Genomic DNA, 25,120 nt, shown 5'->3' with positions numbered 1-25,120 from the left:
CATCTTCAAACAAAAGATAACGAATTTTGCCGTTTTCAACCCCTTTTTAGAGTCGGAAACGTTTCTTCGACGGTACATCCATACGTACGCTTAATGTAGTCTGCAATAAGTTGCAACGTCCAATTGAATTTGGCAGTGAATCCAACTTCCGCTGGTACCTGATTCACAATCACTTGCTTTAATGCGTCTAGCTGTTCTTTCGTTAGTCGTGGGGATCGCCCGGGGGAGAAACGCATGGCCAGACCCGACAAACCTTCTTTTTCATAGTCGCGGATGTAGAGGCGAATGGTTCTCTTCGAACGACAGATGATCGTGGCAATCTCGCGTACAGACTTGCCCTTTAATCGTAAACTCACAGTTTGAAGTCGCTCGTACATCGGCGATTCTGCTTCTCCGCATACTTCTTCTTGCGCACTAGGGCGGCCCGCAGCGTAGATACGATGTTATCTGATGGGGATGCCATCTTCGAAATTTCTTTCCAATAAATTTTTGTTTCAATGTTCTAAAGAAGAGCATGATCGTTATTGCATCTTTTACTTCCATGGCTTCACCTCCTTTCGAAGGGAAACCATGCCCACCCAAGATTCAATTGTAGTTATATTTTACCTTCTTCCACATCTGCGTACAAGCGTTCTCATTACAACCTGGATCTTTTCTCTTCCCCATATCACTATCCCGCAATGCTCACTCTCCCTTCAGTATACCGGCCTTGTGCAATATTGGAATTATCCTACACAGAAAAAGAGACACGCCTCTGCTTATCGGCAGATTGAAGTGTCTCTGATGCTTAGAAAAAGACGTACAAACATAATTTTATTGATGATTCTCGTGTGCAGCTTTTGATGGAACTCATTCATTTTGGATCATTCATACCTCATCTATCACATCCGTTGCCTTTGCCCCGATGCAAAGTTAAATTGAATCTCTTCTAAGAAGCATTGAACCGCAGGTGCCAAAAAACAAAGTTCCATCCTCCCGCTCCACTTTTCGAGTGATTCGTGTCTTCCACTCCCGGATATAGTAGGATTCATAAGATTGATAATATAGCTTCTTCGTCATCGTCATGCCCTCACACTAATCGTCAAATTGGTTCTTCATAGGAACAACCTCCTACGTTTGCTCTTTATCGTTCGGAATTCATCAAAAGCACAAAACGCCCCCTCCTTGCTAACTCTTATCTTAGGCTGAGACGTTCGTTGAACGAGCTTCTCCCAATACAGTGTTATGTGCTGTTGTCGTTTTCCAGGGTAAAAAAACAGCCCGCATTAGGGCTGCTTCAAAGTACAAAATATATGACAGCTTTCTCTCATTCCGGCACCAATTTCAGCTCATTTCCTGCCTTTCGATATTCATTCGGTACGTTACTCGTGATGTGGTATTGTCCGGTAGTCCAATCGTCCACCTGGTCATGGTACCACTTGCTCAGCACATGTCCGGATTGGCCGGGTCCCACCACATTCAACGAGCGGGTCGGATCGGACATATCGATGACCGTTCGCCATGGTGCCCCATGGGTGACTTCGCCGCTCTCTGCATTCCAACCTGCAGCCCCGACGGTGACACGGCCGCCGCCCATCGGGACAGACTTGGCGTTAAATATCAGATCCAACGGCTTCACAGCGCTAAGAGGATGGGCAAAATCCACCTGATGGAACTTGCCCCATCGCCATTTGTCCGGAAGTTTGCCCTGCAGAGAAGCAGCCTGATCCGCAGCCAGCTGAAATGCCTGCAGCGCAACCTTTTCGATTCCGCCTTTTTCGTCGATCCATGGCTCCCGCTCACCCTGAAGCGCCCTGCGGAGCATTTCATCCTTTACGACGGACTTATTGTTAAACAGCTCCATCATGTCAGCGTTGATTTCGGGTTTGAACAGCACATCATCAAAACTCTGCATCCACAGCTCATAGCCAAGCGGCGCAGCTTGTTCCGGATCATTCACTTTATTCCAGTCTTGCAAAAGCGAAAGCGTATCCCGGTCGATCTGCCGCAAATCCGGCGAGTCTTTGATCTTGGCAATCAGCTCATCCAAAAACTCTTCCGCATGAAGGTTATGGCGGTCAAATTGAAGTTTTTTCATATCCTCTACGGTCAGATTATCCTTGGCAGATAGCACCTGCTGGATACGCGCTTCGCGGTATGGCTGGGACCAGACGTCCGTCAGATGATACGGATAACTGTCGCCGATCACTTTATTGTTCGCCGTAGCGATAAACCCTTCCTTTGGGTTCACGGTTGTGGGCAGTTCATCCCATGGGATATATCCCGTCCACTCAAATTCATCGGTCCAGCCCGGTACCGGAACCGAACCGTCGCCTTTTTTGCGGATCGGAATCAGGCCGTTCCCACGGTAGGCAATCGTGCCGTCCGTAGAAGCAAAAACAAAATTTTGAGCAGGTGCTTCAAAATGTTCCAACGCCTGCTTGAAATCCTCCCAGTTCCGCGCTTTCGCGAACATCTGAACCGCTTCGAGCTCTGTCGTTGCATTCAGGGCGGTCCACTTCATCGCAAGCGCCGTTTCCTGCCGCTGGTCATGCGCGAATTCAGAGATAATCGGCCCATGCCGGGTCACGACAACTTCATACGGCACCGGATCCTCGCCTTTTACCTTAATTTCCTCTTTATAAACCTTGGCATCCTCCCATTTGCCCATATATTCGAATTGATGCGGATTGTCCGGGTTTCTTTTTTCAATATAGAGATCCTGCACGTCCGGACTCAGATTCGTCACCCCCCAGGCTATCATGTCGTTATGCCCGAGAATGATCCCCGGAACGCCCGCAAAAATCACGCCGCTCACGTTCAGCTCTGGCGCCGAGAGATGCGTCTCATACCAGATGGACGGCGTACTTAGGCCCAGATGCGGGTCATTGGCCAGCATCGGCTTGCCGGATGCCGATTTCTCTCCCGATACGACCCAGTTGTTGCTGCCGTTAAACGGATCCCGCGGAACCGCGGTGGCAGCCAGTGCTGTCAGATCGACCGGATGTTCTGTTAGCGCCTGGATGATCAATGCACCATCCTTCGGATAGGTTGGCATAACCGACTGAAATTTCTCGGAGGACAGCTTCTGCGCCATGGCATATCTGAAAGCCTGCCCCTCCCAGTTGCCTGCCAGATCATAGGCCATGTATTTGCCAATCGTCAAGGAGTCCACAGGCTGCCATTCCGCGGGTTCATACCCCAATATCGCAAATTCGACCGGCAGCGACCTGGCGGCTTTGGCATGTTTGATGTAATTGTTGACGCCATCCGCATACCATTGCAGCACCTGTCTGGACTCTTTCGAGTAAGCTTCAAGAGAAACCTCTGCCGCCCGCCGCAAACTGAACGCACGGAAAAATTTATCGCGGTCGATAGCCTTAGCCCCCACCACTTCACTAAGCTGCCCGGAAGCCTGCCTGCGGCTCAAATCCATCTGGAACATGCGGTCCTGCGCCGTTACGTAACCTTGGGCGATGTAGAGATCATGTTCGTTTTGCGCCTCGATATGCGGAACGCCGGAAGCATCCCTCCATACCGTCACCTCCTTTTCCAGTCCAGAAATGTTGAGTTTCCCCTGAACGACAGGCAGACTTTTATTCACGAACCAATATACGTATCCCCCTGCGCAGGCAATCAAAAGAACTAAAACCAAAAAAATGATTCCGGTAACGCGCGGCCAGCGTTTCTTGCGCCGTTTGACGCTCGGAACGGTCACTGCGGCCAAAAGCTTCATGCGGGGCCCCCTCCAGACTTTTGGATATTTATGGATCGAAATGCTTATAGATTGTTAAGCGCTTACAACAAACAAGCTGAATATCTATTCATTATTATGTTAACGAATACTTTATTATGTTCACACTTACGGATAACATGAAAGCCGCAAGTCATCGGATAACCGGCAGACTTACGGCCTGACTCTTGAAAACTGTTATTTATGCCTAACATGCAAAAATGGCGTTCACCGATTGCGTTGCGTCGCCGGGATTGTTTTTTGCAGGGAATTCGTCGACCATTCAGATGTTTTACAAGCTGCATCGGCTCTGGTCCTTCGGCAATAAGCTTCAAATAAATAAGCGGAAAAACATCTTCAATGAAAAACGTGACTTCCTTCATCGTTATGTAGCTATCAAATTCTCTTTAACTCCCTCCCGAAGCAAATATTCTCGAAGAGTGAATAAGAATTTCTCTTTCAAACGCTCTAACTGCCCTGTTCTTATTCCATCAATGATTACTGATAATCTGGTTAAATCATTCACAAAGACGATGTGTCATGCTTATACATCTGACAACCATAGGGCGAAAACCCCGCAGCGTGAATACGGTGTTAAGCAAAGTTTCATCTTCCTCAAATCTACTTAACTACCGTCGTTCCCCATCCATCATATTCACCATTACATTCTCCTGCTAAATCAACAAGGATATCCGTAACTTCATTTATCGAATGAAAGTCGACATAATCGGAACGATAGATATAAGAATAAATTTTTTCGTCACTTGAAGGATCGGAGTCGATTTCGAATCCCAAAAGTTTAACCTTGGCATCAAAATTTTCTTTGTCTTCAATAGATTGAAAATAGATCCAGTGATCAACCTTTCTCGAATTTTCAAATGTATCCCCTGACTCTCGTAACTGTTCGACAACTTTTCTATTCCCCATATGTTGAAGTTGATATTTGTTGGGGTAAAGATACTCAAAATAAAAATCCCAAAGATTTTCTTCTTCGATACCATGTACCTGAATCTCATATCCATGTTCAATGAAATACTTTTCTGCTACTTTTTCCAGCTCGTATGGTTTAGAAAAATAATAAACTACATCCCGTAACCCATCAGTAGTTATCCTGCCAACAATAAATCCAAAACCTGAAATCTCATTAGTGATTTTGTCTTCGAGGTCGTTGAGTAATTCAGCTTCTTCATGAATTGGAGTACCGCTTTTTCCAGGGTTCTTAATTGGTATTCTTATAACCATGGGATGAGGATACTCCGATTTCTCAATCTCCTTCCAGATATCCATATCCAGTACAATTGATGAAAACTTACCTTCAATATCACAGAAATAAATATCCCAATGATCAGACATATAGATCTTTACCTCCTCAGGAAATTTCGCCTAACGTTCTTGTATTTACGAATGCCTACCCAAGATTCAATTGTAGTTATATTTTACCTTTATTTGCAACTACGTACGAGCGTTCGCATCCCTTTCAGGTAACGTTCCCGCATTCACGACGTCCAAGCGGCATAAGACACTAGTGCCGGGTGGCTGCATCCAAGTTTATTACACCATCATATCCATCATGGTTGCTGAAAGATCCTTCAAAGCTTCCCTCAATTGGTTCGTTCCATTCCCTGCCCCTGTTTCGTTTCCTTTTCCTTCGGCGATTTATCCATTTCGGTCGCGAGGCCGATGTCCTTGTTGTTGAGAATATTATCTTCCAATACGGCAAATTTGTCACCGTACTCTTTAATAATATGATTCTCTCCCCACATACAGAGAGAGTCGAGAATCGGTTTCAAGCTCCAGCCGTATTCAGTTAGCTCATATTCCACTTTGGGCGGAACCTGATGATATATCATTCGGTTTACGATGCCGTCCTCCTCCAGCTCCCTGAGCTGCTGCGTAAGCATTTTCTGCGTAATGGACGGCATCAGCCGCCGCAAATCGCTTGTCCGCTTCTTGCCGTGGGTCAGATGGCACAGGATCACACACTTCCATTTGCCTCCGATCACTTCCAGCGTAGCTTCAACCGAGATGTTGTATTTCTTTTTCTCCATAATGACGCCTCCTCAAAATCCATGGGCACTTTTTGGTGCCTATAGTACTAAAAAGTACGTACTGTTCAAAACACTGCAATGGGTACATAATAACATTTACCGGCCGGTACTACTATCATGTAACTCAATCGTTAGATAAAAACAAAATATAGGAGTGGGAATAAACCATGTCTTTAGATAAAAAACGCGCAACCTTTGCCTTGTTAGCTTTAGCCATCAGCGCGTTTGCGATCGGTACCACTGAATTTATCAGTGTCGGACTGCTTCCCCTGATCGCTAATGACCTGCATATTTCGGTGACCGTCGCCGGGTTAACCGTTACGTTATATGCACTGGGCGTCACTTTTGGGGCGCCGATTCTAACCTCTTTAACGTCGGGCGTACCGCGCAAGATGCTGCTTATCGGTATCATGCTAGTGTTTATTATTGGCAACAGCCTGGCGGCAGCATCCACCGGGATCGGCTTGCTGCTGACGGCACGCATCATATCTGCTTTGTCCCATGGCGTGTTTATGTCCATCGGGTCTACGATTGCGGCGGATTTGGTTGCCGAGGACCGCAGGGCAAGTGCCATATCTATTATGTTCTCCGGCCTCACGGTGGCGACCGTCACCGGTGTGCCGCTGGGGACGTTTATCGGCCAGCAGCTTGGCTGGAGAGCTGCGTTTGCTGCAATCGTGATCGTCGGTATTATCGCATTGATTGCCAATTTGATCCTGGTCCCAGGCAATCTTCGCAAAGGCGTCCGCACGCCAATCCGCGACCAGGTGAAAATCGTTACTAATGGCAGGTTGCTGCTTGCCTTTCTCGTAACTGCGCTCGGATATGGAGGAACGTTTGTGGTCTTCACCTACCTGTCGCCGCTGCTACATGACATTACCGGTTTTAAAGAATCTACCGTAGCCCTGATTTTGCTGCTCTACGGCATCGCCATTGCCATCGGCAATGTGATCGGAGGCAAAGCGGCCAACCGCAAGCCATTATCTGCCTTGCTGTATATGTTCCTGATTCAGGCGGCCATTTTGCTTCTTCTCACATTCACGGCACCGTTTAAGGTGGCCGGGCTGATCACGATCTTCTGCATGGGGCTTCTGGCTTTTATGAACGTGCCGGGATTGCAGGTGTATGTCGTGATGCTGGCGGAACGGTATGCGCCGCAAGCCGTTGACGTCGCTTCGTCGGTCAACATTGCCGCCTTCAACGCCGGCATTGCGCTTGGCGCGTATCTGGGCGGGATCGTCACTGGTCATCTTGGCCTGATTCATACCGCCTGGATTGGCTCGTTGATGGTCGCGGCCGCCGCACTGCTGACCTGGTGGAGCCGAACTTTAGAACGTAAGGATATGGCGTCCGCAGCTCGTGCAAGCTTATCAAGGGGTAACCATGCCCTTTCCAACTATCGTATCGAATACAAATAAGTCTAACCAAATTAGGAGGCAATTGATTATGACTCAAAATGTACAAAGCAGAACCCGATTGAATAATGGTATCGACATGCCTTGGATGGGCCTTGGCGTCTTTAAAGTGGAGGAAGGAAGCGAGCTCGTCGAGGCGGTGAAAGCCGCCGTTAAGTACGGCTACCGGAGCATCGACACCGCTGCGGTATACGCCAACGAAACGAGCGTCGGTCAGGGAATTCGCGAAGCGCTGGCAGAGAACGGACTGAACAGGGAAGACCTTTTCGTCACTTCGAAAGTGTGGAACGCCGACCTCGGTTACGAGTCGACACTCGCCGCCTACGAGACAAGCCTTAAGAAGCTGGGCCTCGACTATCTGGATCTCTATTTGATCCACTGGCCGGTAGCCGGCAAGTATAAAGACGCCTGGAGAGCGCTGGAGAAGCTGTATAAAGACGGCCGTGTCAAATCCATCGGCGTCAGCAACTTCCAAGTTCATCACCTTGAAGATTTGATGAAAGATGCGGAAATCATACCGGTGGTAAACCAGGTGGAGTTCCATCCGCTGCTGAACCAGAAAGAGCTGCGCGACTTCACGAAGAAGCACGGCATTCAGTTGGAGGCGTGGTCTCCATTGATGCAGGGAGAGCTGCTCAACCATCCGCTGCTGAAAGAGATCGCGGACAAATACGGCAAGTCCATCACGCAGGTAATTCTCCGGTGGGATCTGCAGCATGGCGTCGTGACCATTCCCAAATCTACGAAAGAGCACCGGATCGTCGAAAATGCATCGCTGTTTGACTTTGAACTGTCCCCCGAAGATATGGATCGGATCGACGGGCTTAACGAAAACCGCCGCATTGGTCCTGACCCGGACAACTTCGATTTCTAAACCGGTCTGATGGTCAGCATCACACAGAGGTTCGAGTCCTCTCGAGCGCACCAACTTAACAATGAACTAGCCCTTGAATTTGTCCTTGAGACAATTCAGGGGCTTTGTTGCTGTCCAAAAAAACATTGCGTCTTATGAATAATGGTTGAACAGATCATTTGCCAGCGTACGAATCCGCTCTGCCATCTCGCACCGTTCAATAACTTTGGCCAAGCTGCCCGATCATTCTAATGCTTCGCAATCACGGTCAGACTGAAGATGACCGGAACCGGAAAACGGTAGCAGACTATTTGGACCAGACGTATCCGTCCGGCAAAGTGACCATTCGGCAGAGCGGCCGTTATGGCAAGGTATTAATTCGATTGCAGGAGCAGAACATGAACACCAGATAAGATTTGTAAGATAGCGAGAGAATGCAGCGGAGATGTTTGCCGCTGATGGCCATTAGTTATTTTCAAGTAATTGTATTTCTGTATAGGTAATTAATGGTTCAAATTTGTGGAGCTACTTCTTCTATTATCTTCTTCCTTGAACTTTCATTCCTTGTTGGAAGACTAACCATCATGCCTTCTGATAACAATCTTTATTCCATTTTGTCTTGTTTATTTCTTCTTTTAATTTAAAGCTTTTTTCTAAATCTATTTCATACACATTGGCTAAGGCTGCAACATAATACAATACATCATATAATTCTTCTTCAATCGATCCTTTTATTGTTTGGTTTTCATTGTTTACTTGTCGTTTATTTTTTCGAATTACTTCTGATAATTCCCCTATTTCTTCCACTAGCTTATAAAAATACTGTTCTTTCTTCTCTGGGTTATAGTCCGTTTTCTTAATATATTCTTGTAAGTCTCTTATCGTCAGTGGTTCTTTCAATCTTTTCAGTCCTTTTCTATGTTATGTATTTTGTATAATATATCCTCGGTCTGTGGTGTAACGTTCATGTATCTACGAACTAAGCGGCTTAAGGTAGCATCAGCGACCGTGTCTGAGGACTTAGCCTCCCAGGGTTGTTAGCTGATTTTGCTTCTCTGCTTCATACTCCTTTCCTTGCGAACCAAGGACGTAGCCAGCAGCGTAGATACCGTGTTATATGAAGTTCTGGGCTTCTCTGAATCAGCCTTCTAATTTGTTGCCTACTGCTCTTATTTCTGTAATCTTAATTCGAATTCTTGACATGCGATAACGAAAACGTCGTCATATGTATATATTACATATTGCTTTAGCTCCAGATCTCTTGCCTTCTTTATATCTCTAAGTATTTTTGTATTAAATAGTTCCCCAAAATTACTACTTTCATTGTATAGATTATCAAACATCTGTAAACTTACATCTAACTCAACCATATTAAAATAATAAACTTTCTTAAATAGCAATTCGTATCCAATAAACTCATCATCATCTGATTCTGTACATAATAGTCCATTAATCTGACCAATTAATTTAACTTCATTCTTTTGATAATTGAATTGAATATCATCAAGGAAGATCGCGTCTCTTCCATAAATTTCACCTAATTCGGTTGTTATAGCTTTGATTTTTTCCATCTCTTTAACACCTCTTAGATTTATCTTAACCATTATTATATTTAATATAGCGTTTTTGTATCTATGAACCCGAGAGGCTAAAGGCGCTCCGCGCCGGGTCCGACGGACTTAGCCTCGCAGGGGTGTCCGCCGCTCCCTCAAAATGCCCTGGTACTTTTTCGAATCACTTACACAAATAAGTTTTTAGGAACTCCAAGACGTCATGAAATGCTCTTTGCACCGTTGGATCTTTAAAATTACGATCGAACGCGTGATCCGCCCCTTCCATTGTAATGAGTCTTGAGAAAACTCCCTTTCCCTTGAGCTGCTCATGCATAATTACAGATTGTTCATAGGGAACATCCGTATCTTGATCTCCATGAAGAAATAATGTGGGCGGGTAATCTATCGAAACATTATTTATTGGATTGAATTTGGTTAGTTTATCTAAATCATGAATCCGATCCATTCCAGTTACTTCTTGAATCCAAACCCCTTGTTGGCGGCAATAAAGATAAAACTCAAATCTATTCCAATTACCAGCGGTTATTTCTTCATCACCTATTTGCTTTATAGCTGATCCTCTATTAATCCTCGGTTTCTTGCAGTAAAACTCACTAGGCTGAGCATACCACTCGCCTAAAATATCTCCATATCCATAGAATGAGACAATGGCTTTAGGCTTTATATCCATGGTTCCCGTTAATAAACTAAGGTACCCACCGGCGGAACTACCCATGACAGCCATATTTTCGATGTCAAAATCATACCATTCTGTTGCTTTTGTTCTAACCCAATCCATTGCATCTTTAATATCTTCTATAATACATTCAAATTCCGTTTCTGGTGCTAGCCGGTAATCAATATTAACCACACTAAACCCAGACCGCGTAAAAAAATCGATTTGTTCTGATGGCAACCAGTCTCTGCTGCCGAAAATCAACGCTCCTCCATGAATATACAAAATGATTGGCGAATTTGCGCCTTGGTAATATATATCTGCGTATATTGAACAATTATTAACTTGCTTATATATTCTTGTTTCTTTCATTGCTTTATCTCCTTTTCACTTTTAACGTATTTCAGCTAGCGTTCTATGTATTTACGAAATGACCCATCCTTAGATAGCTCTTATCTTAGGCTGGGGCGTTTGTTGCCTTAGCTTCTTCCTTGATTATACATCTGACACCACTGCTCACATTGGGCAACATCCCTTGCTTGTTCAGAAAAACCCTCTTTACCTGTCCGTTATCATTCCTTAAATAATTTCAGGTTACTTAATTATGTAATGAAGTTTCAAAATCCTTAAAATTACATCGCCAATCCGTCACAAACGCCGGATAATATCCTACCCGGTAAGCCACTCTTTGTGAGGCAATATTACTTGAGATAACATCATAAATGGGTACACAACCCCGATTTAATACTTCAAAAGTTAAGCTATTTACAAGATAAGCTGCCAATCCCAAATGACGGTATCCAGGAAGTACCTCTATACCAATTTGCCACAACTTTGCAGATACATTACACGCCCCTGCCATGCCAACGATTTCATCATTTTTCTTGGCAAGTACGACCAATACAGTATGATAGGGATGATTCATGTCAGATATAATTGCATTATCAAATCCTTCAAGCCCCAACAACTTGGAAACCTCATCCTTCTCAACCACTTCATATGAAAAATCGTCTGGCGGTGACATCGGCTTTATTCGTTCTAGATCAGGGAGAAAGTGCAAGTATAGTCCTCTAATAAATGGTAAAGAAAATATAGAATCCCTATCTTTTCCTTGCATCTGCGTTTTCTCGGAAACGGCCTGCGTCCGGGATTTTCTTTTGCGTCTACAAAAATAACACTGTCTTTTTCTCTGTTCAAGTCGTCAATTGTACAGTTTAAGTCAATTGCAAGCTGTGATTGTACGATGTGTATCATTTCTTTTTGTGTCATCATTGTGACAGGTCCTTTCTCGCTACGGAATCCTAAGTAATTCACCTTTCAATTTACTGATCAAAATCCGGTTTGTCTTGTTCAACTAGATCCCTGTTTATATCTTTAATATTAGTTCACCTCTTCGAATTATCCCTATCGATTGTTTAATAGTACGGGTTTCATCTTATAGAGCAATTGATGTGAATCGACCTTTTCGTAATTCCATAACATAATAATTCGTAAATCATTAGCAGGATAGTACCAGATTTCAGACCGAAATCCCGGGGTCCCTCCTCCAATTAATCGAAAGTCAGCCCCTAAGAACCATCCATATCCATAAGTTAGATGAGGATCAAAGGTCGTAACATAATATGGCATAAACATCTTATCCATTGTTTCCTGTTGAAGCAGCTCTCCTTTAAAAAGGGCCTCACACCACTTATCCAAATCATGAACTGTTGAAAACAGCTCTCCTGGTGCCTCAATATCGCTTAATTTATCATTGTCGGCATTAGTTATTTTGTCGTTTTCCAAAGTGTGTCCGTATGCTCGTCCAGGATTTATCTTCCGCGGATTATCACAACCGGTAGAACTCATATTTAATGGTGAAAAGAACCACATATCAAATATTTGCTCATACTTCATCCCTGTCAGAGCTTCTAATATATATCCTAGAATGATGAATCCAGTACTACTGTACCCCCACTTTTCACCCGGAGTAAAATCCTGATTGAGGTGAATTAAATAATCTACAAAATCTTGTTTCTCTACTTTTAATTTACTCATCTCAAAACGCAAATTTGGCACAGCATAGATATCATGCAATCCAGACGAATGACTCAATAAATGATGAATTTTAATTTTAGGGTGAAGTACCTTGAAGCTTTCAACATATTTGCCAGGATGATCATCAAGATTGAGAAGTCTTTGTTCATAGAGTTTTAGGGTTGCAGCGGCAATAAACATCTTCGTCACGGATGCAATATGAAATTTCGTATCCAATTTATTAGGAACACCTAGTTGAATACTTGCTTCACCGAATGATCGGCTAAATTGTTCTCTTCCATCTCTTGAAATCAATATGTTTCCAGATAAATAGTTTTCCATATTGTAGTTTTCAATTATATTTTCTAATTTTTCAAACACAACCTTCACCTCTTCTTGATTTTTAGGTCTTTGCGGGGATTTTTTATAACTTCTTGCATCTACGAACCCGAGCGGCTTTAAGGAGCGTCAGCGACTGGGCCATCGGATGTTGCATCTTCGAGTTACTTACTAGGTAATTTCTTCAATATTGTATTCTTTTTTTCATTGTCAGATTAAATATGATGATATCCGCCATATCGAATAGACATTGATGAGATTCTCGATTTGTACCTTCAAAAATCCATTGTCCCGTTCTATCAATATCCTTAATAACCTCAACCTGCTCATCCGGTGTACGTTTAAATCTTCCCTCTGCTGTCTGATGATGAACAATACTGTCCAATCTCATACCATGGTATATTCATTTTCTTTGATAATTTCTTTTCTAAGGTTGTTTTACCACTAGCAACAATTCCTAGAATGAAGATCTTTCTCATATGCTTTGGCTCCTTACAAAATCCCTTCTAAATCATTAAATGATTCTATTACATAATCTGGTTTTAATTCATAATCCCAAGTCTTCTTGTTTCGATTTAACCAACATGTTATTATTCCTTCCCTTCTTGCTCCCTCTACATCTGACACTGAATCTCCAATATGAATAACTTTACTCGGGTTTACATTATAAAATGTAAGCATTTCTTTGAACATTGTATTACTATCATCGTTTTTATAAGATCGATATTGTTCTGAAGTAAAGATATGAATTCCGTAATCAGCATAGAATCTAGGTAGCATTGCGTCGTCAGCATCACTTACAATGCATATTTTATACTTTGCCGAAATCCTGCTTAAGAATTCCAGTGTGTCCTCATAAAACGCTGACAGCCTATGTTCTTCAAACAAAATCTTATTTGCAGCTGCAGTATCGTATGAAATATTTAAATGCTCAAATACACTTAAAAAGCTTCTTTCATATACTTCTTTCGTCAAAAAGAATTGCTTCGTCTTTCTCATTTCTACCCAGTGTTCAAAAAAATAACGTAATAAAAGCTGAGCACACTGATTAGCTGCTTCATATGTGTAACTATTCAATAAGATAGGTTTCCATATCTGCTCAATTCTCGAATCAACATTTACTAATGTTTGAAACATGTCCAGACTAACTAATTCAAATTGCTTCATTGTATTATCATTCTTGAATTATATTTTTTCGGCCATTTCCTATAACGTCTCTCTATTGACGATCCGAGGAGGCTTAAGGCGACAATGAGTCTATAAAGTCTTCTCAAAAATGTATAGGTCACCTTCTTCTCTAACTTTGGTGAATCCACACTTGGTATAGAAGTGATGATTCTTGACACTCCAGCTAGGAGTATCAAGCCACCATTTAGTGCTATCCGGAAAGCTTCTTTCAATTTCTTTCATTACTTTCATACCGATTCCTTGATTCTGAAAGTTTGGATCAATAAAAATTCTTCCTAGATTATGTACATGATTGCTTTCTATTAATATCAAAGCTCCCCCGATTATTTGTCCATTAAAGAGTACTTTGAGATATTCACAAATTTGCATCATCTCTTCTTGCCAACTTATGGAGTCATATCCTGGTGGACCACCGATTTCATTGTTATTAAAATGTTTTGATTCTTCATCAAAGCTGGCCTTTTGTAATTCAGCAAGTTTTGGTGCATCATTTTTTATTGCTCGTTCGAGTATCAACATGAGATATACCTCCTGTGATTTATATTTAGATTATCTTTTTTATTTTTGATTATTTTGTCATGCACAGGTTTCACCTAACGTCTTATTTGTGAACTCATAAAAAATAAACTTATCGTGATATCTACGAACTTCGCAAATACTTAAATTCGCGGTTCCAAATTCATACTCACAACGCTCACTCCCCCTAAGTATACCGGCAGTGTGTAATCTTGGAAATATCATCTTACATAGATAAAGAGACACCTCCTCCGCCTAAGGCAGATTGAAGTGTCTCCGATTCTTTCGGTAAACGATGTTGTATAATCAAAGCCAAATCATAACTTGAAACACCTTTTTTTACAGCGGCGTTGATTCTCTGGCATTTGGCAGCCAGCTCATATGATCCGCAGCTCCATATGAAGCTTTTACCGTTATATGAGGCTCGGCTCCGGAATAATGATATTGTTTGCACAGCGACATAATCTTTGAAGGCTTTCGCTGCCAGACGAGAGCAGACCATCGCAATCTAGTTCATCGTACAGCCGATGAGTGAATTCGCTGGCTCCCCCGTCGATCCCCAAGTCCGTCCATTCGCTTACATTGCGATCATGAGCTGTCTGTTCAATTGGAATCTGCGTTTACGAAATGATACCGCAGACAGCGACTATTATGCTAGAAAAAATTTATAAATGACTTCACCGTCTTGATTCTTCTCCTGTTGGTTCACAAAGCCGATGCTTTCATACAGCCGTTGAGCTGGCGTGTTGTCCTGCTCGACCGTTAAGGAGATCAGCCTGCAGTGGGGATGAGTCTCGCGAATGAAATCAATGATCCTTCTCATGGCCAGCTTGCCGTAGCCTTTTCCTTGGTATGATTTATCGATTTGAAACCCGCCAATCCAGTAATTATCCGCGCTATCCGGTGTATAGCTAATATAGAAAAATCCTATCGCGACCTCTTCTTCGCATATAAGAAAAGGATCCAGCGCCTCATCCCATGGCTTGATATAAGCATACGTCAGTCCTTCATAAATGCTAGGAACAAAAGGTACTTGCTCCTCATGAATCTTGATTTGAATGGCTTTCTCCCAATTATCCCGTGTGACAGGACGTATAGATAGTTTTTTCATAGTTAGATCTCCTCACGCTTGTTTGTCCGTTCATATGCTAATATTAATTTCCTTTACTTGAGCCAGCATCGTGATGGAGCCTTTAGGCCCGCCTTTGGCATTTTCTGCGATATATCCAAGATCGCCTTCCCTGCCCCAGCCTTCCACATACTTGGAAATGGAGGGTTCCTTAATGCTCAATCAACGCTGCCGCCAGTAAAAAACCAAGTGCCGCAACACTTGGCCCATACTCTACACGTTTATAATTGGACATTACGTTTGAACAGGAATGGGTATGCCTTATACTCGCCATTGCCTGAAGAGTATATCGAAATATTCCAATCGTCAGGAATCCCATTGAAATAGGCACCAATGCATCCCGTGATGCATTTATGACCCGATATGAGGATATTTGCTTCCTGTAAACTGTCCTTCGCCATAAGCTCGTTCATAAAGGCAAATACTCTCTGAGCATAGCTTCGGGGATCTTCGACCCCTTTATAGACAGAAGGATCCGGAATGCCCCCTAACATCTTCACTTCTCTCTTCGGCAACCCATCCGCTTCCCCCAAATCATACACATTCAGCCTGGGATCGACAGTAGCTTGCATCCCCGTTGCAATCTCGGCTGTCTGCACAGCTCTTTCTTGTGGAGAAGAAAATACGTAATCAAACATGATATGTTGAAGCGACTCTCTGAGATCCTCCGCTTGCTTGATCCCATTTTCATTTAAGGGCAGCCCGTTTCTCCCTTGGATTCTACCCTCTTTATTCACATCGGTTTGCCCGTGTCGAACCACATAGATCATGATCCCAGCCTCCTTTATGCATAACCATTCGACAACACGCTTTGTTTTCCTTTAGACACCAAAAAAGACAACAGCAAGTCTAATGTTTCCGTAAGGGAAGATGGCGTTTCCGGCGTAAGCTTTTACGATAGCGGGTGCGCCGTGTATTCCTCAAGGGCGATGAGGAATAAGTAAAGGACATGCAGGAAATCCTAAATCCGGTAACTTCATTAATTAACAACCCAGGAGGTTAGCAAATGATAAGGTTTTTCGTATTAGCAGTATTATTATTGGTCACAGGCTGTTCGGCCCAGAACAATACGATGCAAAATCAAGCGGCTCCTGAGCAAACACGAATTTCAACTCATGCTCATACTGCTGCGCCAAACTCTGTCCTAACACAAGCATCATCAACAGCTACGTCTGGGACGGAGAGATCATCGATTACAACAAAAGAAGCAGAAAATGGAATGCCATTGGATTTGTTGGATCTGATTCAAACACCGGCTGGAAATCCAGCAAACCAGGCACCTACAGGAAATCCTGAAACAAAGGATCCGACAGGTTCAACAGGACAAGCACGGGAAGGTCTAAATGATACTAACAATAATAATTCATCCCAATTCGAGCAGCAGGTTCTGGATCTAGTAAATCAGGAAAGATCCAAAACAGGGTTAAGTTCCTTGAGTATGAGTGAAGAATTGTCAAATATGGCTATGGTCAAGGCACAGGACCTGTACAACAACAATTATTTTGATCATAATTCTCCAACACATGGCTCCCCCTTCGATATGATGAAGGAATTCGGGATCACATACAATTCCGCTGGAGAAAACATCGCAAAAGGGCAAACCACCCCTACCCAGGTTATGAATGATTGGATGAATAGCCCAGGCCACAAAGCAAATATACTGAATAATAGTTATACCCATATCGGTATTGCTTATTATAACAATACATGGGTCCAGGAATTTAAGGGATAACGCCTTTCATCTCCCCAACTAAAAAAGTATCAAAAACCCCCATGCGGGTTTTTGATACTATTAGGTGGCGAGTTAGTCAAGCGCCAATCCTTGATCGCTTGTCGAGGGTTGACAATTTTATTCTATACTTTTTAATGAATCAACGCTTAAAAAGCCTCCACTATAACACCAGACTTTTAGCGGGTGCTATAATTGTTACACAATCGGAGGTGGCTGATGAAATGATTACCTATAAAACAGCAGAAATAGCACGTTGCAACGGCCTCCACCCCAATACGGTGCGTCTATACGAGGAACTTGCGCTAATCCCTAAACCCGAGCGCAAACCTAACGGCTACCGAATTTTCACGGATCTTCACATGGAGCAAATCAAGCTGGCAAGAACCGCTTTACAGGTTGAAGTTCTTCAAAACGGACTGCGCAAAATGGCAATTGAAATTATTAAGACATCGGCTACCGGAAATTTTGACAAAGCCATCCAACTTGCAAACAGCTATTTGCAACAAATCCAAAAAGAACAAATAAATGCCGAAGAAGCTATCGCAATTGCAGAGCAGTTACTATCGGGCAATGAACAAGAAATGGACCGCGTTGTTCTCACCAGACAGGAAGCAGCCAACCACCTGCAAATTTCAATGGATACTCTAAGAAATTGGGAATCTAATGGTTTACTGACTGTGAAACGAAAGCAAAATGGCTATGGAGCGCTTCGGAGATCAGAACAGTATACGCCGCAGCATTTACAACTAACGGATTGTACACTACCCCATAGGATATGATTTGATAGTGAAAATTCATTACGTTAGTTGCCTTGCTACGTAGTGCCAGCAAGAAGATCACTGAAAACAGGACATCAAGCGCATAACTAAACACGATCATGGCTTATCACTCCCTGCCCCTTCTGCCCTGTCGTGCTCAACAGAATCCATTAGTTTTCCGTCTTTCATACGGATTACACGATCTGTTGCTGATGCAACTATCGGGTCATGCGTGACGATAACGATGGTCACTTGCTTGTCTGCATTTATCTTGCCCAACAAAGTTACGATCGCTTCCGATGTCACAGTATCCAGAGCTCCGGTAGGCTCATCAGCCCAGATGACGCGAGGATTATGGACAATAGCGCGGGCAATTGCAACCCGCTGGGCTTGTCCTCCGGACAGTTCATGCGGCATAGCTTTCAAATTATCCGTTAGCATGACATCTTCAAGTGCCGCCTTTGCAGCTTTGTGGGCAACTGACCTCTGAGCGCCCTGACTGATAAGCGGCAATGCCACGTTATCAATGACATTCAACACAGGAATCAGATTGTATTGCTGATAGACAAAACCCATCGACGTCAATCTGAGTGCGGAGACATCTTTTTCGCTCATTTGGTGTATTGCTTGCTTATCGAACCAAATCTCGCCACTGTCAGCAGGCTCAATACCTGACAGCGTATAAAGCAACGTGGACTTGCCACAACCAGATGGCCCCATAATGCTCACCATCTCGCCCCTATGAATGTGCAAATCCACCCCTGATAATGCGACTGTTTGTGGAGTTGTTACCATGCCGTAGTTCTTACGAACATCTTTGGCTACAATCATGATCGAGAAACCTCCTCTACCACAGGCATAAGACCTAATTGGGCAATCGTTCCCTTCGTCGTCGTTACCTCTCCCACATGCCCCATGCAGGCAATCGTACGGTCAGCGTTAAGCACATAGGCATAGGGGGTAAATTCGCCCATGGAACGCAAGCATATTTTCCAATTCTCCGTTTCCATATGAAACACTTCCGCATGCGCAGCAAATGCTTCATAGAATAAGGGCATATTATCCTCCGATGTGTCCACTAGCATGACCGTGTTCACCGAATGCTTCCGGTAGTAATCGGATAACACAGCAAGTGTATTTTCGCAAGGCGCACACCGATTAGAGACAACAATCACTAGCAGTCCGTTCGGGTACAACACGTTGCTGCACCTTTTTCAAGAATTTCCTGTAACCTGTATGTTCCATCAGTCATCCTCCTCCCATGTTACTCTGTCCGACTGATCTGTATACGTCTTAATCCGGCTGTGCTGAATCGGTTGAACAACCAGATGAAGATCAGCAATCCGATGATGAGACCTGTCACTTTCAGATAAGGGAACGAAAACTCAACACCCATCCACGCCAAACGCATCAGCATCTCCGAACCGAGCCTTCCGACCAAAATACCGCTAATCAGCCCAACGATCCCAATCAGACAACCCTCTATGATAAAAACCTGTTTCAACGATTTTCGACTTACCCCCATCTGCCATAACATAACCATATGGGGAACCCGCTCCTGTACCGATCGAATCTGAATCACATACATGCCGAGCAAGGCCATAAGCATCATGAATGACATAATGTAAGAGAACAGCGTGAATTCAGCTTTAACAATCATCGTAATGATTGCCTGGTCCTCACCTGGTGTACTCACCGTAACACCAGCTGTTTTTGTAAAATGGTATTTCAGTGTCTTTATGGACTCTACCGCCGTCACATCTGTATCAGTCAACTGTAACAGCGCATAGCCTTTGGGCTCTCCAGGCCACTTATAAGCACCGTTTGTGCTATATTTATTGTAGAGTTCGTCAGCCACGATAAATACGCTGCCCTTTTGGAAGCGGTTATCATCACCAATGGCGAACGTTCCCGCTACCGTGACCACTTCCTCACCAATCAGGTTCTTTTCTTTACCCCCACCTTTCAGTAAACGAAGCGGAATCTGGTCGCCTACTTGGTACGTGCCTTCCAATGTATCATCCACGAGAATGACAGTCGCTTGATCGCTCAAGGCCTGAAATACTTCTCCATCGCTCTGAAATTGCGGCGCACGGGAAGTGAGCGGCAATTGGTAACCTTCCCTAGCCACTTTCCCCACACAACTTGCGAATATGCCCATTTGTTACCGTTCGCAGGAGGTGTTACTTCGGTAAGATCAAGTGCATTGTCGGGAGATGAGACGAATATTCTGTACGTATCCATGTAAGCAGCACCTTGAACGATTTCTTGCACTTCATTCATGTTGACTGTCAGCTTATCTTTTTCCCGCTCATCGACATAAGACATATAGGCGTCGGTAGCCAAAAAAGAATCTTTCTTGTTTACAGCGGCATAATCTTCAACATTGGAAGCGAAACTTATCATCACAATCAAACAGCAGGATAATACCGTAAACAACAAAACGATGCCAAATGAACGACTAAACCGCATATGCGGGTACTGTGTGCCTAACGTAACAGCCAAACGATCCAACCATCGATGCGGCAATACAGAGGATGCCCGTTTCATCCAAGGTACAAGGAGAAACATCAAATAGGCAGTTGTTATAATTCCAACAAGCCAACTTATAATCGAACCGAATACTTTTGCACTAAGCCTATCGCCATCTGAAAGCCCCTCTGTGGCGAAATAATTGAAATAAATGAATGCCACTGTGACAAGGAGAGAACCTAAGATTTTGAGCAGACGCTTCTGTGCCGGATTCACACGATTATCCTCCTTGCCCATTAAGTGCAGAATGGATGTGCGCTTAATGAAACGCCCGACAAAACAAGCGAGGAGTAAGAAAACGATAAACATGGTCAACGCAATCCAGCATGTTGCCGTCACATCCACGTGGGGTTGGATTGGATAGGCGTAAGCGGAATACCGTTCCAGTAATTGTTCGATATAAAATACATTCACAGACAGCAATCCGAAACCGAGTACATTCCCAAGAACAACTCCCGATGCGGTAATGACCGCACACAGTAACGTACACTCACTTAAGTAGATGACAAAGCAGTTCCGGTTACTGAGTCCAAGCGATCGGAGCACGCCAAGATAATATTTGCGCCTTTCTTTCAGAATATTAAACAACTGCGCCAACAGCAGAATTCCCGCGAACAAAGACACAGCGACAAAAAACAAAAATGGAGGCGTGAAAATACTCTGCACCATCGACATATGAGATAGCGCTTCTTTTTTGATTGGTCTCTCAATGAGATCAGTAAAGAAGGAACTGCCTGGTAATGATGAATACATCTTGTCCGTCGCCAGTAAGATACTGTGTGCGCTTGCTTCTGGAACGCCGAATATCTGATGCGCAAGCCTATCCGAGAGAATAACGGTCCCTTGTGCCCGCACTGTTCCGCGAAAACCTGTTAATCCGCTTTCCTCTGCTACATCACGAATCGTTACAGGCACTTCTTGCCCAGCAAACGAGATTACCATTGTTTCACCGACACCAAGTCCCAACCGCCGTGCTAGCGGAACCGATACAATCGCTTCTTCTGCTGACAGGGGATCCGTAGACCACAGCGGTTGCTTCGGTTCTAATTCTCGCGCATGTTGAAAATCAAACCCTAATGCAACGATGCTATCTCCCCTGGCTTCATTATTATCTCCGCTGTGCACGGAAACGACCCGAGACACATAGGGAAGACTGGTAATATTTCTGATTTGAAGCTTCGTTTGAACATCTTTAATCTGAGCCTCGGTCAAATCAAGTCCGACACGCGAATAAATCTCTGTACCAATTACACCAAAGTGTTTTTCTTCCCATTGTGATTTGCTATGTGTTATAGAAGAAATGACAAAATAACAAGAAAAAATCAGAACGACACCGATAGACCCTATGCATACGGTGAGTAGCGTTTGCCGTATCTGAGCTATGAAATTTCTGGCTCCCATTTTCCAAAATATACCCACTGTAGCACCAACTCTCTCTTACGGGCGCTTATAATCTTCGTCCCCTTAATGCAGACACAAAGAGTAAATCTAAAGATGCTCTTACGTATTCCGTAGGACTACTTGGCACGTTATCGTGAACCAATCTCTTGCGTTAGGATTGACGGGTTTATCCCCACCGTGCTCGGTGAAGGCACGTGCATGTACACGAACACGTCACCGAATGGCAGGGGGTATTGCGAGTGCTGGAGTTTCAATTGCAAGCCGGTCATTCGAATTCGCTGCAATTCCCACAACACAATGAATGTATACATGCCTAACATTTTGGCGATTGGAAAACGGATCCCACGGCTTACACCATTCTCCATTACAGAACCACTCGCCATAGGTATTTCCTTGTGCAGAATATCCGGCAGGACAAGTTGCAAGTATCTGATTTTCCATGCTATGAGTATCCAATTTTCACTAATCCAGGTACACAATGAATCTCCTCTTCAAATAATTTTATTTCAATTGCAATGTCTATTATGGGTTTTGCACTTAACCCCTGTCTCGCAGTACTCCCAATGTGATGAATAGCCAAGATGCTGTCATTTATTTCGCTCCTTATTTTTCTCTCTTCTTCCTTAAATTCAATTTCCCATTGTTCAGTCCAAGGAACAAGGAAAACCTGACCTTTAGGTAACCCGAGCATTCGTATCATCCTTTGTTCATTTTAGGTATTTGATGAATGCGGTAGTTGCGTATAACGTTGTAGGTTGTTAATGCATTCTCTGAACAACTCTCATAATTTATTTAATTGTGTCATACAACTCTACTTCAATAATCTTTTTTTCCTTATGTCCCCATTCATCTGAAATCTCCAAATGCCAGGATCTTTGCAATCTTTCAAGTTTATTTTCTTCAATCCAATTATGTAGTTTTTCATATGTGTTTCTTATTTCATAATTAGGTCCCTTGTGTCTTATAACTGCATATCTTTGTTTAGGGACTACAACGGAAACCATGCCCTCCGGAACCAGACTAATATCATTTACCTCAACACATACCCAGTAACCATCCTCCTCTTCCGAGTAATCCCCGACGATAAATGCACCAATAAGTCTTACTGGGTTTACAACGTCATTAATCTCATTCAGCCTCTCTTTAAGTACAAAAGAAGCCTTTGGGATTTCATTGACATACTGGTCACCAGGACATACTACTCTTAATCCAACTAACTTCATTTCCTTAAGTTCGATAACTCTCACAGGACTCACTCTCTCTTTAATTGATTTTTTTGTCATTAATACTTTTCGTTGATTTCCTATAACATTCTTGTAATTACGAATCCGTGAGGCATAAAGGAGCACCAGCGACTAGGTAAGTGCTTATATGATTTCAGAATTCTTCAGCACTAATGATTAATTTCAGCTAACGTTACCGCATATACGACGCGACCCGGCCTTAGATAACTCTTATCTTAGGTCGGGTCGTATGTTGTCTTGAATATTCTTCTTTGTGTATACATCTGACAAACAAGGGGCGAATGTGCCACAACGTAGATCATTGTACGGCGGGGTCCTTCTGGGAATATTCCCTCATCGTTTAGTAGTCTTTAATTATCAGGCGTGTATTCAATTAAATCTGATAGTTTGCATCCAAATGTATCGCACAGTTTAAATAATGTTTCTAATTTTGTCGTCTCAATATTTATTTCTTTATACAGTTTGTTAATCGAATTTCTACTCAGTCCAGATCTGATCATTAACTCTGTTATATCATCTATTCGGTGCTCAGCCATTAAAACTCTGATATTACACTTTATCAAACAGATTCCCTCCCATGCTCAATATATTATCTCTGAAAATCATTTTTTTCAATTAGAAGTCATCATTTCACCTTATAAAGTTAATAATTCTCTTTACAATTAACCCTGAGGAGGTATATAATAACCTTACAGAGTTAAAGAGAGGAGGTAAGTCATTGCCTGAATCCTTCGAAGTCTTAGCTGAACCTTTAATTCGCAATCGTATAGAAACGTTATATTCAAAATCAGACCTCGAACAACTTTCTTCTGAATGTCAGAAGTATCTAAAACTAATTCGAGATTCGCTTCCAGATAACCTTCAACACACCCTATTTCTCTATGAAGACGCCCAAATTTCATTACAAACCATTTTGGAAAGTAAAATATATTTACAAGGATTTAAAGATGCCTTATATCTTATTAATGAATTACATATTCAAATGAATTAAGGGCCTTGCGGCCCCTTTTCTTTTTTACCCTCACGAGTCTACTTGGATACTTCTTTAATTATTTCAGTATCAGGGTACTTCTTAATTATCTGTTGGGCTATCATCCATGGTATTAGAGAGCAATTTTCTTTAACATAATCTCTATCGTTGTATGTGAGAATGAACTTCTTGCAATAATCTTCGAATGAAAATAAATGATGATCTACTTTAAGGAACATATCAATAATGGTTCCCAAACCATTAGGTGGAATTTTAATTTTTTTATTAATGAATTCCTCCCTTATTCCAAACCCTAACTTCCTAGACCCAGATAATTCCCCATAAACCCATTTATCTCTTTTTTTAAATTCTTTTTCTATTAGTAGTTTTATATCATCAATTGTGAAATCATTTGTTCCACCAATTTCATAGTTATATCCGTATTTTCGATCACTTGATTGAAACTTATTAATATAAAATACCTCTAAGTAATTTAACGTATCATGTAATTTCTTTTGAAAAAAATCAGATGAATCAACATTCAAGATTTTTTCAATTATAAAGAATGAAAAGTTTTTTTCCCCGAATGAGTTAAATTCCTTCTGTAATAAGGAGTTATGCATTTCTCCCTTTCTTAATTTCTCTATTCTTTCTTTTCTAATATACCTATAGATTTTTTGTGAAGTTTTTCCAATATATAGTTTTCCATTCATCTTATTAATAATGGCATAGATGCCACAAACATGGTACTCATCAGGGAAAAGCATCGTAGCTCTTTCATCTAAAAAATTAAGTGTTTGTAGTCTCCTAGAAATCATTTGATTATCCATTAACAAAACGCCTCATTTGTTTTACTTTTTGCATTGATTTCCAATATGTTTTTCTTTTTGTATCAACGAACCCGGGAGGCTTAAAGGAGCGAACACGACTAGGTCCGCAGGACATAGCGTCGCAGGGTTGTTCACTGATATTGCTCCTCTGCACATCACTTCTATCGATCCAAGGGCGAAGCCCTCAGCATAGATACGGTGTCATAAG

General features: G+C 42.8%; 29 protein-coding genes and 1 pseudogene. 6 read left to right on the top strand and 24 right to left on the bottom strand.

All coding sequences use genetic code 11. The features are described 5' to 3' along the window. Positions 1–35 precede the first annotated feature (35 nt). The 6 genes from NNL35_RS15710 to NNL35_RS15690 all read right to left on the bottom strand — a co-directional run bounded on the left by NNL35_RS15710 (position 36) and on the right by NNL35_RS15690 (position 5,760). Positions 36–377, bottom strand: coding sequence for a helix-turn-helix domain-containing protein (locus tag NNL35_RS15710; protein WP_006674641.1), 342 nt, complete (start codon positions 375–377; stop codon positions 36–38). A 929-nt stretch (positions 378–1,306) separates the two neighbouring features. Beyond that, on the bottom strand, positions 1,307–3,715 hold the full coding sequence (locus NNL35_RS15705; protein WP_006674642.1) for a penicillin acylase family protein: 2,409 nt from the start codon (positions 3,713–3,715) through the stop codon (positions 1,307–1,309). A 62-nt stretch (positions 3,716–3,777) separates the two neighbouring features. Further along, positions 3,778–4,095 carry a hypothetical protein gene (locus NNL35_RS15700; protein WP_085982240.1) on the bottom strand — a complete coding sequence of 106 codons (318 nt, stop codon included), beginning with the start codon at positions 4,093–4,095 and terminating at the stop codon, positions 3,778–3,780. Positions 4,096–4,097: 2 nt separating this feature from the next. Beyond that, positions 4,098–4,238 carry a DUF6933 domain-containing protein gene (locus NNL35_RS30660; protein WP_420798515.1) on the bottom strand — a complete coding sequence of 47 codons (141 nt, stop codon included), beginning with the start codon at positions 4,236–4,238 and terminating at the stop codon, positions 4,098–4,100. Between the two features lie 95 nt (positions 4,239–4,333). Continuing rightward, positions 4,334–5,065 carry a DUF695 domain-containing protein gene (locus NNL35_RS15695; RefSeq protein WP_006674643.1) on the bottom strand — a complete coding sequence of 244 codons (732 nt, stop codon included), beginning with the start codon at positions 5,063–5,065 and terminating at the stop codon, positions 4,334–4,336. A 248-nt stretch (positions 5,066–5,313) separates the two neighbouring features. After that, complete coding sequence (locus NNL35_RS15690; protein ID WP_006674644.1) at positions 5,314–5,760, bottom strand: winged helix-turn-helix transcriptional regulator; 447 nt, start codon at positions 5,758–5,760, stop codon at positions 5,314–5,316. A 167-nt stretch (positions 5,761–5,927) separates the two neighbouring features. Between NNL35_RS15690 and NNL35_RS15685 the strand changes: the two genes are divergently transcribed. The 3 genes and pseudogenes from NNL35_RS15685 to NNL35_RS15675 all read left to right on the top strand — a co-directional run. Continuing rightward, the gene (locus NNL35_RS15685; protein ID WP_006674645.1) at positions 5,928–7,178 is read left to right on the top strand and encodes an MFS transporter; all 1,251 of its coding nucleotides are present in this window, start codon (positions 5,928–5,930) and stop codon (positions 7,176–7,178) included. A 28-nt stretch (positions 7,179–7,206) separates the two neighbouring features. Continuing rightward, entirely contained in the window at positions 7,207–8,049 is an 843-nt protein-coding gene (locus NNL35_RS15680) for an aldo/keto reductase (protein WP_006674646.1), read from the top strand. Between the two features lie 230 nt (positions 8,050–8,279). Further along, positions 8,280–8,441: pseudogene (locus NNL35_RS15675) on the top strand (SAM-dependent methyltransferase); the annotation flags it as partial. Between the two features lie 169 nt (positions 8,442–8,610). On the opposite strand, the gene NNL35_RS15670 reads toward NNL35_RS15675, so the two are convergent. From NNL35_RS15670 to NNL35_RS15625, 10 genes are all read right to left on the bottom strand, one after another. Continuing rightward, complete coding sequence (locus NNL35_RS15670) at positions 8,611–8,928, bottom strand: MazG nucleotide pyrophosphohydrolase domain-containing protein (protein WP_006674648.1); 318 nt, start codon at positions 8,926–8,928, stop codon at positions 8,611–8,613. A gap of 269 nt (positions 8,929–9,197) precedes the next feature. Further along, positions 9,198–9,599, bottom strand: a complete 402-nt coding sequence (locus tag NNL35_RS15665; protein WP_006674649.1) for a hypothetical protein — start codon at positions 9,597–9,599, stop codon at positions 9,198–9,200. Between the two features lie 163 nt (positions 9,600–9,762). Next, on the bottom strand, positions 9,763–10,629 hold the full coding sequence (locus tag NNL35_RS15660; RefSeq protein ID WP_006674650.1) for an alpha/beta hydrolase: 867 nt from the start codon (positions 10,627–10,629) through the stop codon (positions 9,763–9,765). Positions 10,630–10,855: 226 nt separating this feature from the next. Then, on the bottom strand, positions 10,856–11,374 hold the full coding sequence (locus tag NNL35_RS15655) for a GNAT family N-acetyltransferase (protein WP_238535241.1): 519 nt from the start codon (positions 11,372–11,374) through the stop codon (positions 10,856–10,858). Positions 11,375–11,661: 287 nt separating this feature from the next. Beyond that, positions 11,662–12,654: a serine hydrolase domain-containing protein gene (locus NNL35_RS15650; protein ID WP_006674652.1), complete on the bottom strand. Its 993-nt coding sequence runs from the start codon at positions 12,652–12,654 to the stop codon at positions 11,662–11,664. 142 nt (positions 12,655–12,796) lie between these two features. Next, positions 12,797–13,003 carry a hypothetical protein gene (locus NNL35_RS15645; protein WP_254553586.1) on the bottom strand — a complete coding sequence of 69 codons (207 nt, stop codon included), beginning with the start codon at positions 13,001–13,003 and terminating at the stop codon, positions 12,797–12,799. Positions 13,004–13,104: 101 nt separating this feature from the next. Continuing rightward, positions 13,105–13,779 (bottom strand): HAD family hydrolase, encoded by a 675-nt coding sequence (locus NNL35_RS15640; RefSeq protein ID WP_254553585.1) that lies wholly within the window; start codon positions 13,777–13,779, stop codon positions 13,105–13,107. Between the two features lie 90 nt (positions 13,780–13,869). Continuing rightward, the gene (locus NNL35_RS15635; protein ID WP_006674654.1) at positions 13,870–14,319 is read right to left on the bottom strand and encodes a GNAT family N-acetyltransferase; all 450 of its coding nucleotides are present in this window, start codon (positions 14,317–14,319) and stop codon (positions 13,870–13,872) included. Positions 14,320–14,965: 646 nt separating this feature from the next. Continuing rightward, positions 14,966–15,427 (bottom strand): GNAT family N-acetyltransferase, encoded by a 462-nt coding sequence (locus NNL35_RS15630; RefSeq protein ID WP_006674655.1) that lies wholly within the window; start codon positions 15,425–15,427, stop codon positions 14,966–14,968. Positions 15,428–15,666: 239 nt separating this feature from the next. Continuing rightward, the gene (locus tag NNL35_RS15625; protein ID WP_254553584.1) at positions 15,667–16,215 is read right to left on the bottom strand and encodes a histidine phosphatase family protein; all 549 of its coding nucleotides are present in this window, start codon (positions 16,213–16,215) and stop codon (positions 15,667–15,669) included. 236 nt (positions 16,216–16,451) lie between these two features. Between NNL35_RS15625 and NNL35_RS15620 the strand changes: the two genes are divergently transcribed. Both NNL35_RS15620 and NNL35_RS15615 read left to right on the top strand, forming a co-directional pair. Beyond that, a complete protein-coding gene (locus tag NNL35_RS15620; RefSeq protein ID WP_040729450.1) occupies positions 16,452–17,177 on the top strand; it encodes a CAP domain-containing protein in 726 nt (241 codons plus the stop codon). Positions 17,178–17,311: 134 nt separating this feature from the next. Beyond that, on the top strand, positions 17,312–17,956 hold the full coding sequence (locus NNL35_RS15615; protein ID WP_254553583.1) for a MerR family DNA-binding transcriptional regulator: 645 nt from the start codon (positions 17,312–17,314) through the stop codon (positions 17,954–17,956). Between the two features lie 96 nt (positions 17,957–18,052). On the opposite strand, the gene NNL35_RS15610 is transcribed toward NNL35_RS15615, so the two are convergent. From NNL35_RS15610 to NNL35_RS15580, 7 genes are all read right to left on the bottom strand, one after another. After that, entirely contained in the window at positions 18,053–18,766 is a 714-nt protein-coding gene (locus NNL35_RS15610) for an ABC transporter ATP-binding protein (RefSeq protein WP_006674660.1), read from the bottom strand. Continuing rightward, on the bottom strand, positions 18,763–19,062 hold the full coding sequence (locus tag NNL35_RS15605) for a hypothetical protein (RefSeq protein ID WP_006674661.1): 300 nt from the start codon (positions 19,060–19,062) through the stop codon (positions 18,763–18,765). The genes NNL35_RS15610 and NNL35_RS15605 overlap by 4 nt, the downstream gene beginning before the upstream one ends. A gap of 137 nt (positions 19,063–19,199) precedes the next feature. Beyond that, a complete protein-coding gene (locus tag NNL35_RS15600) occupies positions 19,200–19,988 on the bottom strand; it encodes an ABC transporter permease (protein ID WP_006674662.1) in 789 nt (262 codons plus the stop codon). Continuing rightward, positions 19,985–21,868, bottom strand: coding sequence for an ABC transporter permease (locus NNL35_RS15595; RefSeq protein ID WP_040729455.1), 1,884 nt, complete (start codon positions 21,866–21,868; stop codon positions 19,985–19,987). The genes NNL35_RS15600 and NNL35_RS15595 overlap by 4 nt, the downstream gene beginning before the upstream one ends. Before the next feature lie 442 nt (positions 21,869–22,310). Beyond that, positions 22,311–22,559 carry a GrpB family protein gene (locus NNL35_RS15590; protein ID WP_006674665.1) on the bottom strand — a complete coding sequence of 83 codons (249 nt, stop codon included), beginning with the start codon at positions 22,557–22,559 and terminating at the stop codon, positions 22,311–22,313. A 97-nt stretch (positions 22,560–22,656) separates the two neighbouring features. Next, a complete protein-coding gene (locus NNL35_RS15585; RefSeq protein WP_006674666.1) occupies positions 22,657–23,151 on the bottom strand; it encodes a GyrI-like domain-containing protein in 495 nt (164 codons plus the stop codon). Between the two features lie 311 nt (positions 23,152–23,462). Beyond that, on the bottom strand, positions 23,463–23,681 hold the full coding sequence (locus NNL35_RS15580) for a helix-turn-helix domain-containing protein (RefSeq protein ID WP_193372674.1): 219 nt from the start codon (positions 23,679–23,681) through the stop codon (positions 23,463–23,465). Positions 23,682–23,830: 149 nt separating this feature from the next. Between NNL35_RS15580 and NNL35_RS15575 the strand changes: the two genes are divergently transcribed. Further along, a complete protein-coding gene (locus NNL35_RS15575) occupies positions 23,831–24,103 on the top strand; it encodes a hypothetical protein (RefSeq protein ID WP_006674668.1) in 273 nt (90 codons plus the stop codon). A gap of 38 nt (positions 24,104–24,141) precedes the next feature. On the opposite strand, the gene NNL35_RS15570 is transcribed toward NNL35_RS15575, so the two are convergent. After that, positions 24,142–24,912: a GIY-YIG nuclease family protein gene (locus tag NNL35_RS15570; RefSeq protein ID WP_006674669.1), complete on the bottom strand. Its 771-nt coding sequence runs from the start codon at positions 24,910–24,912 to the stop codon at positions 24,142–24,144. Between the last annotated feature and the right edge of the window lie 208 nt (positions 24,913–25,120).

The organism is Paenibacillus dendritiformis (assembly GCF_945605565.1).
In the GTDB taxonomy this organism is placed as follows: Bacteria; Bacillota; Bacilli; order Paenibacillales; family Paenibacillaceae; genus Paenibacillus_B; species Paenibacillus_B dendritiformis_A.
This window is presented reverse-complemented; position numbering and strand designations above follow the sequence as displayed.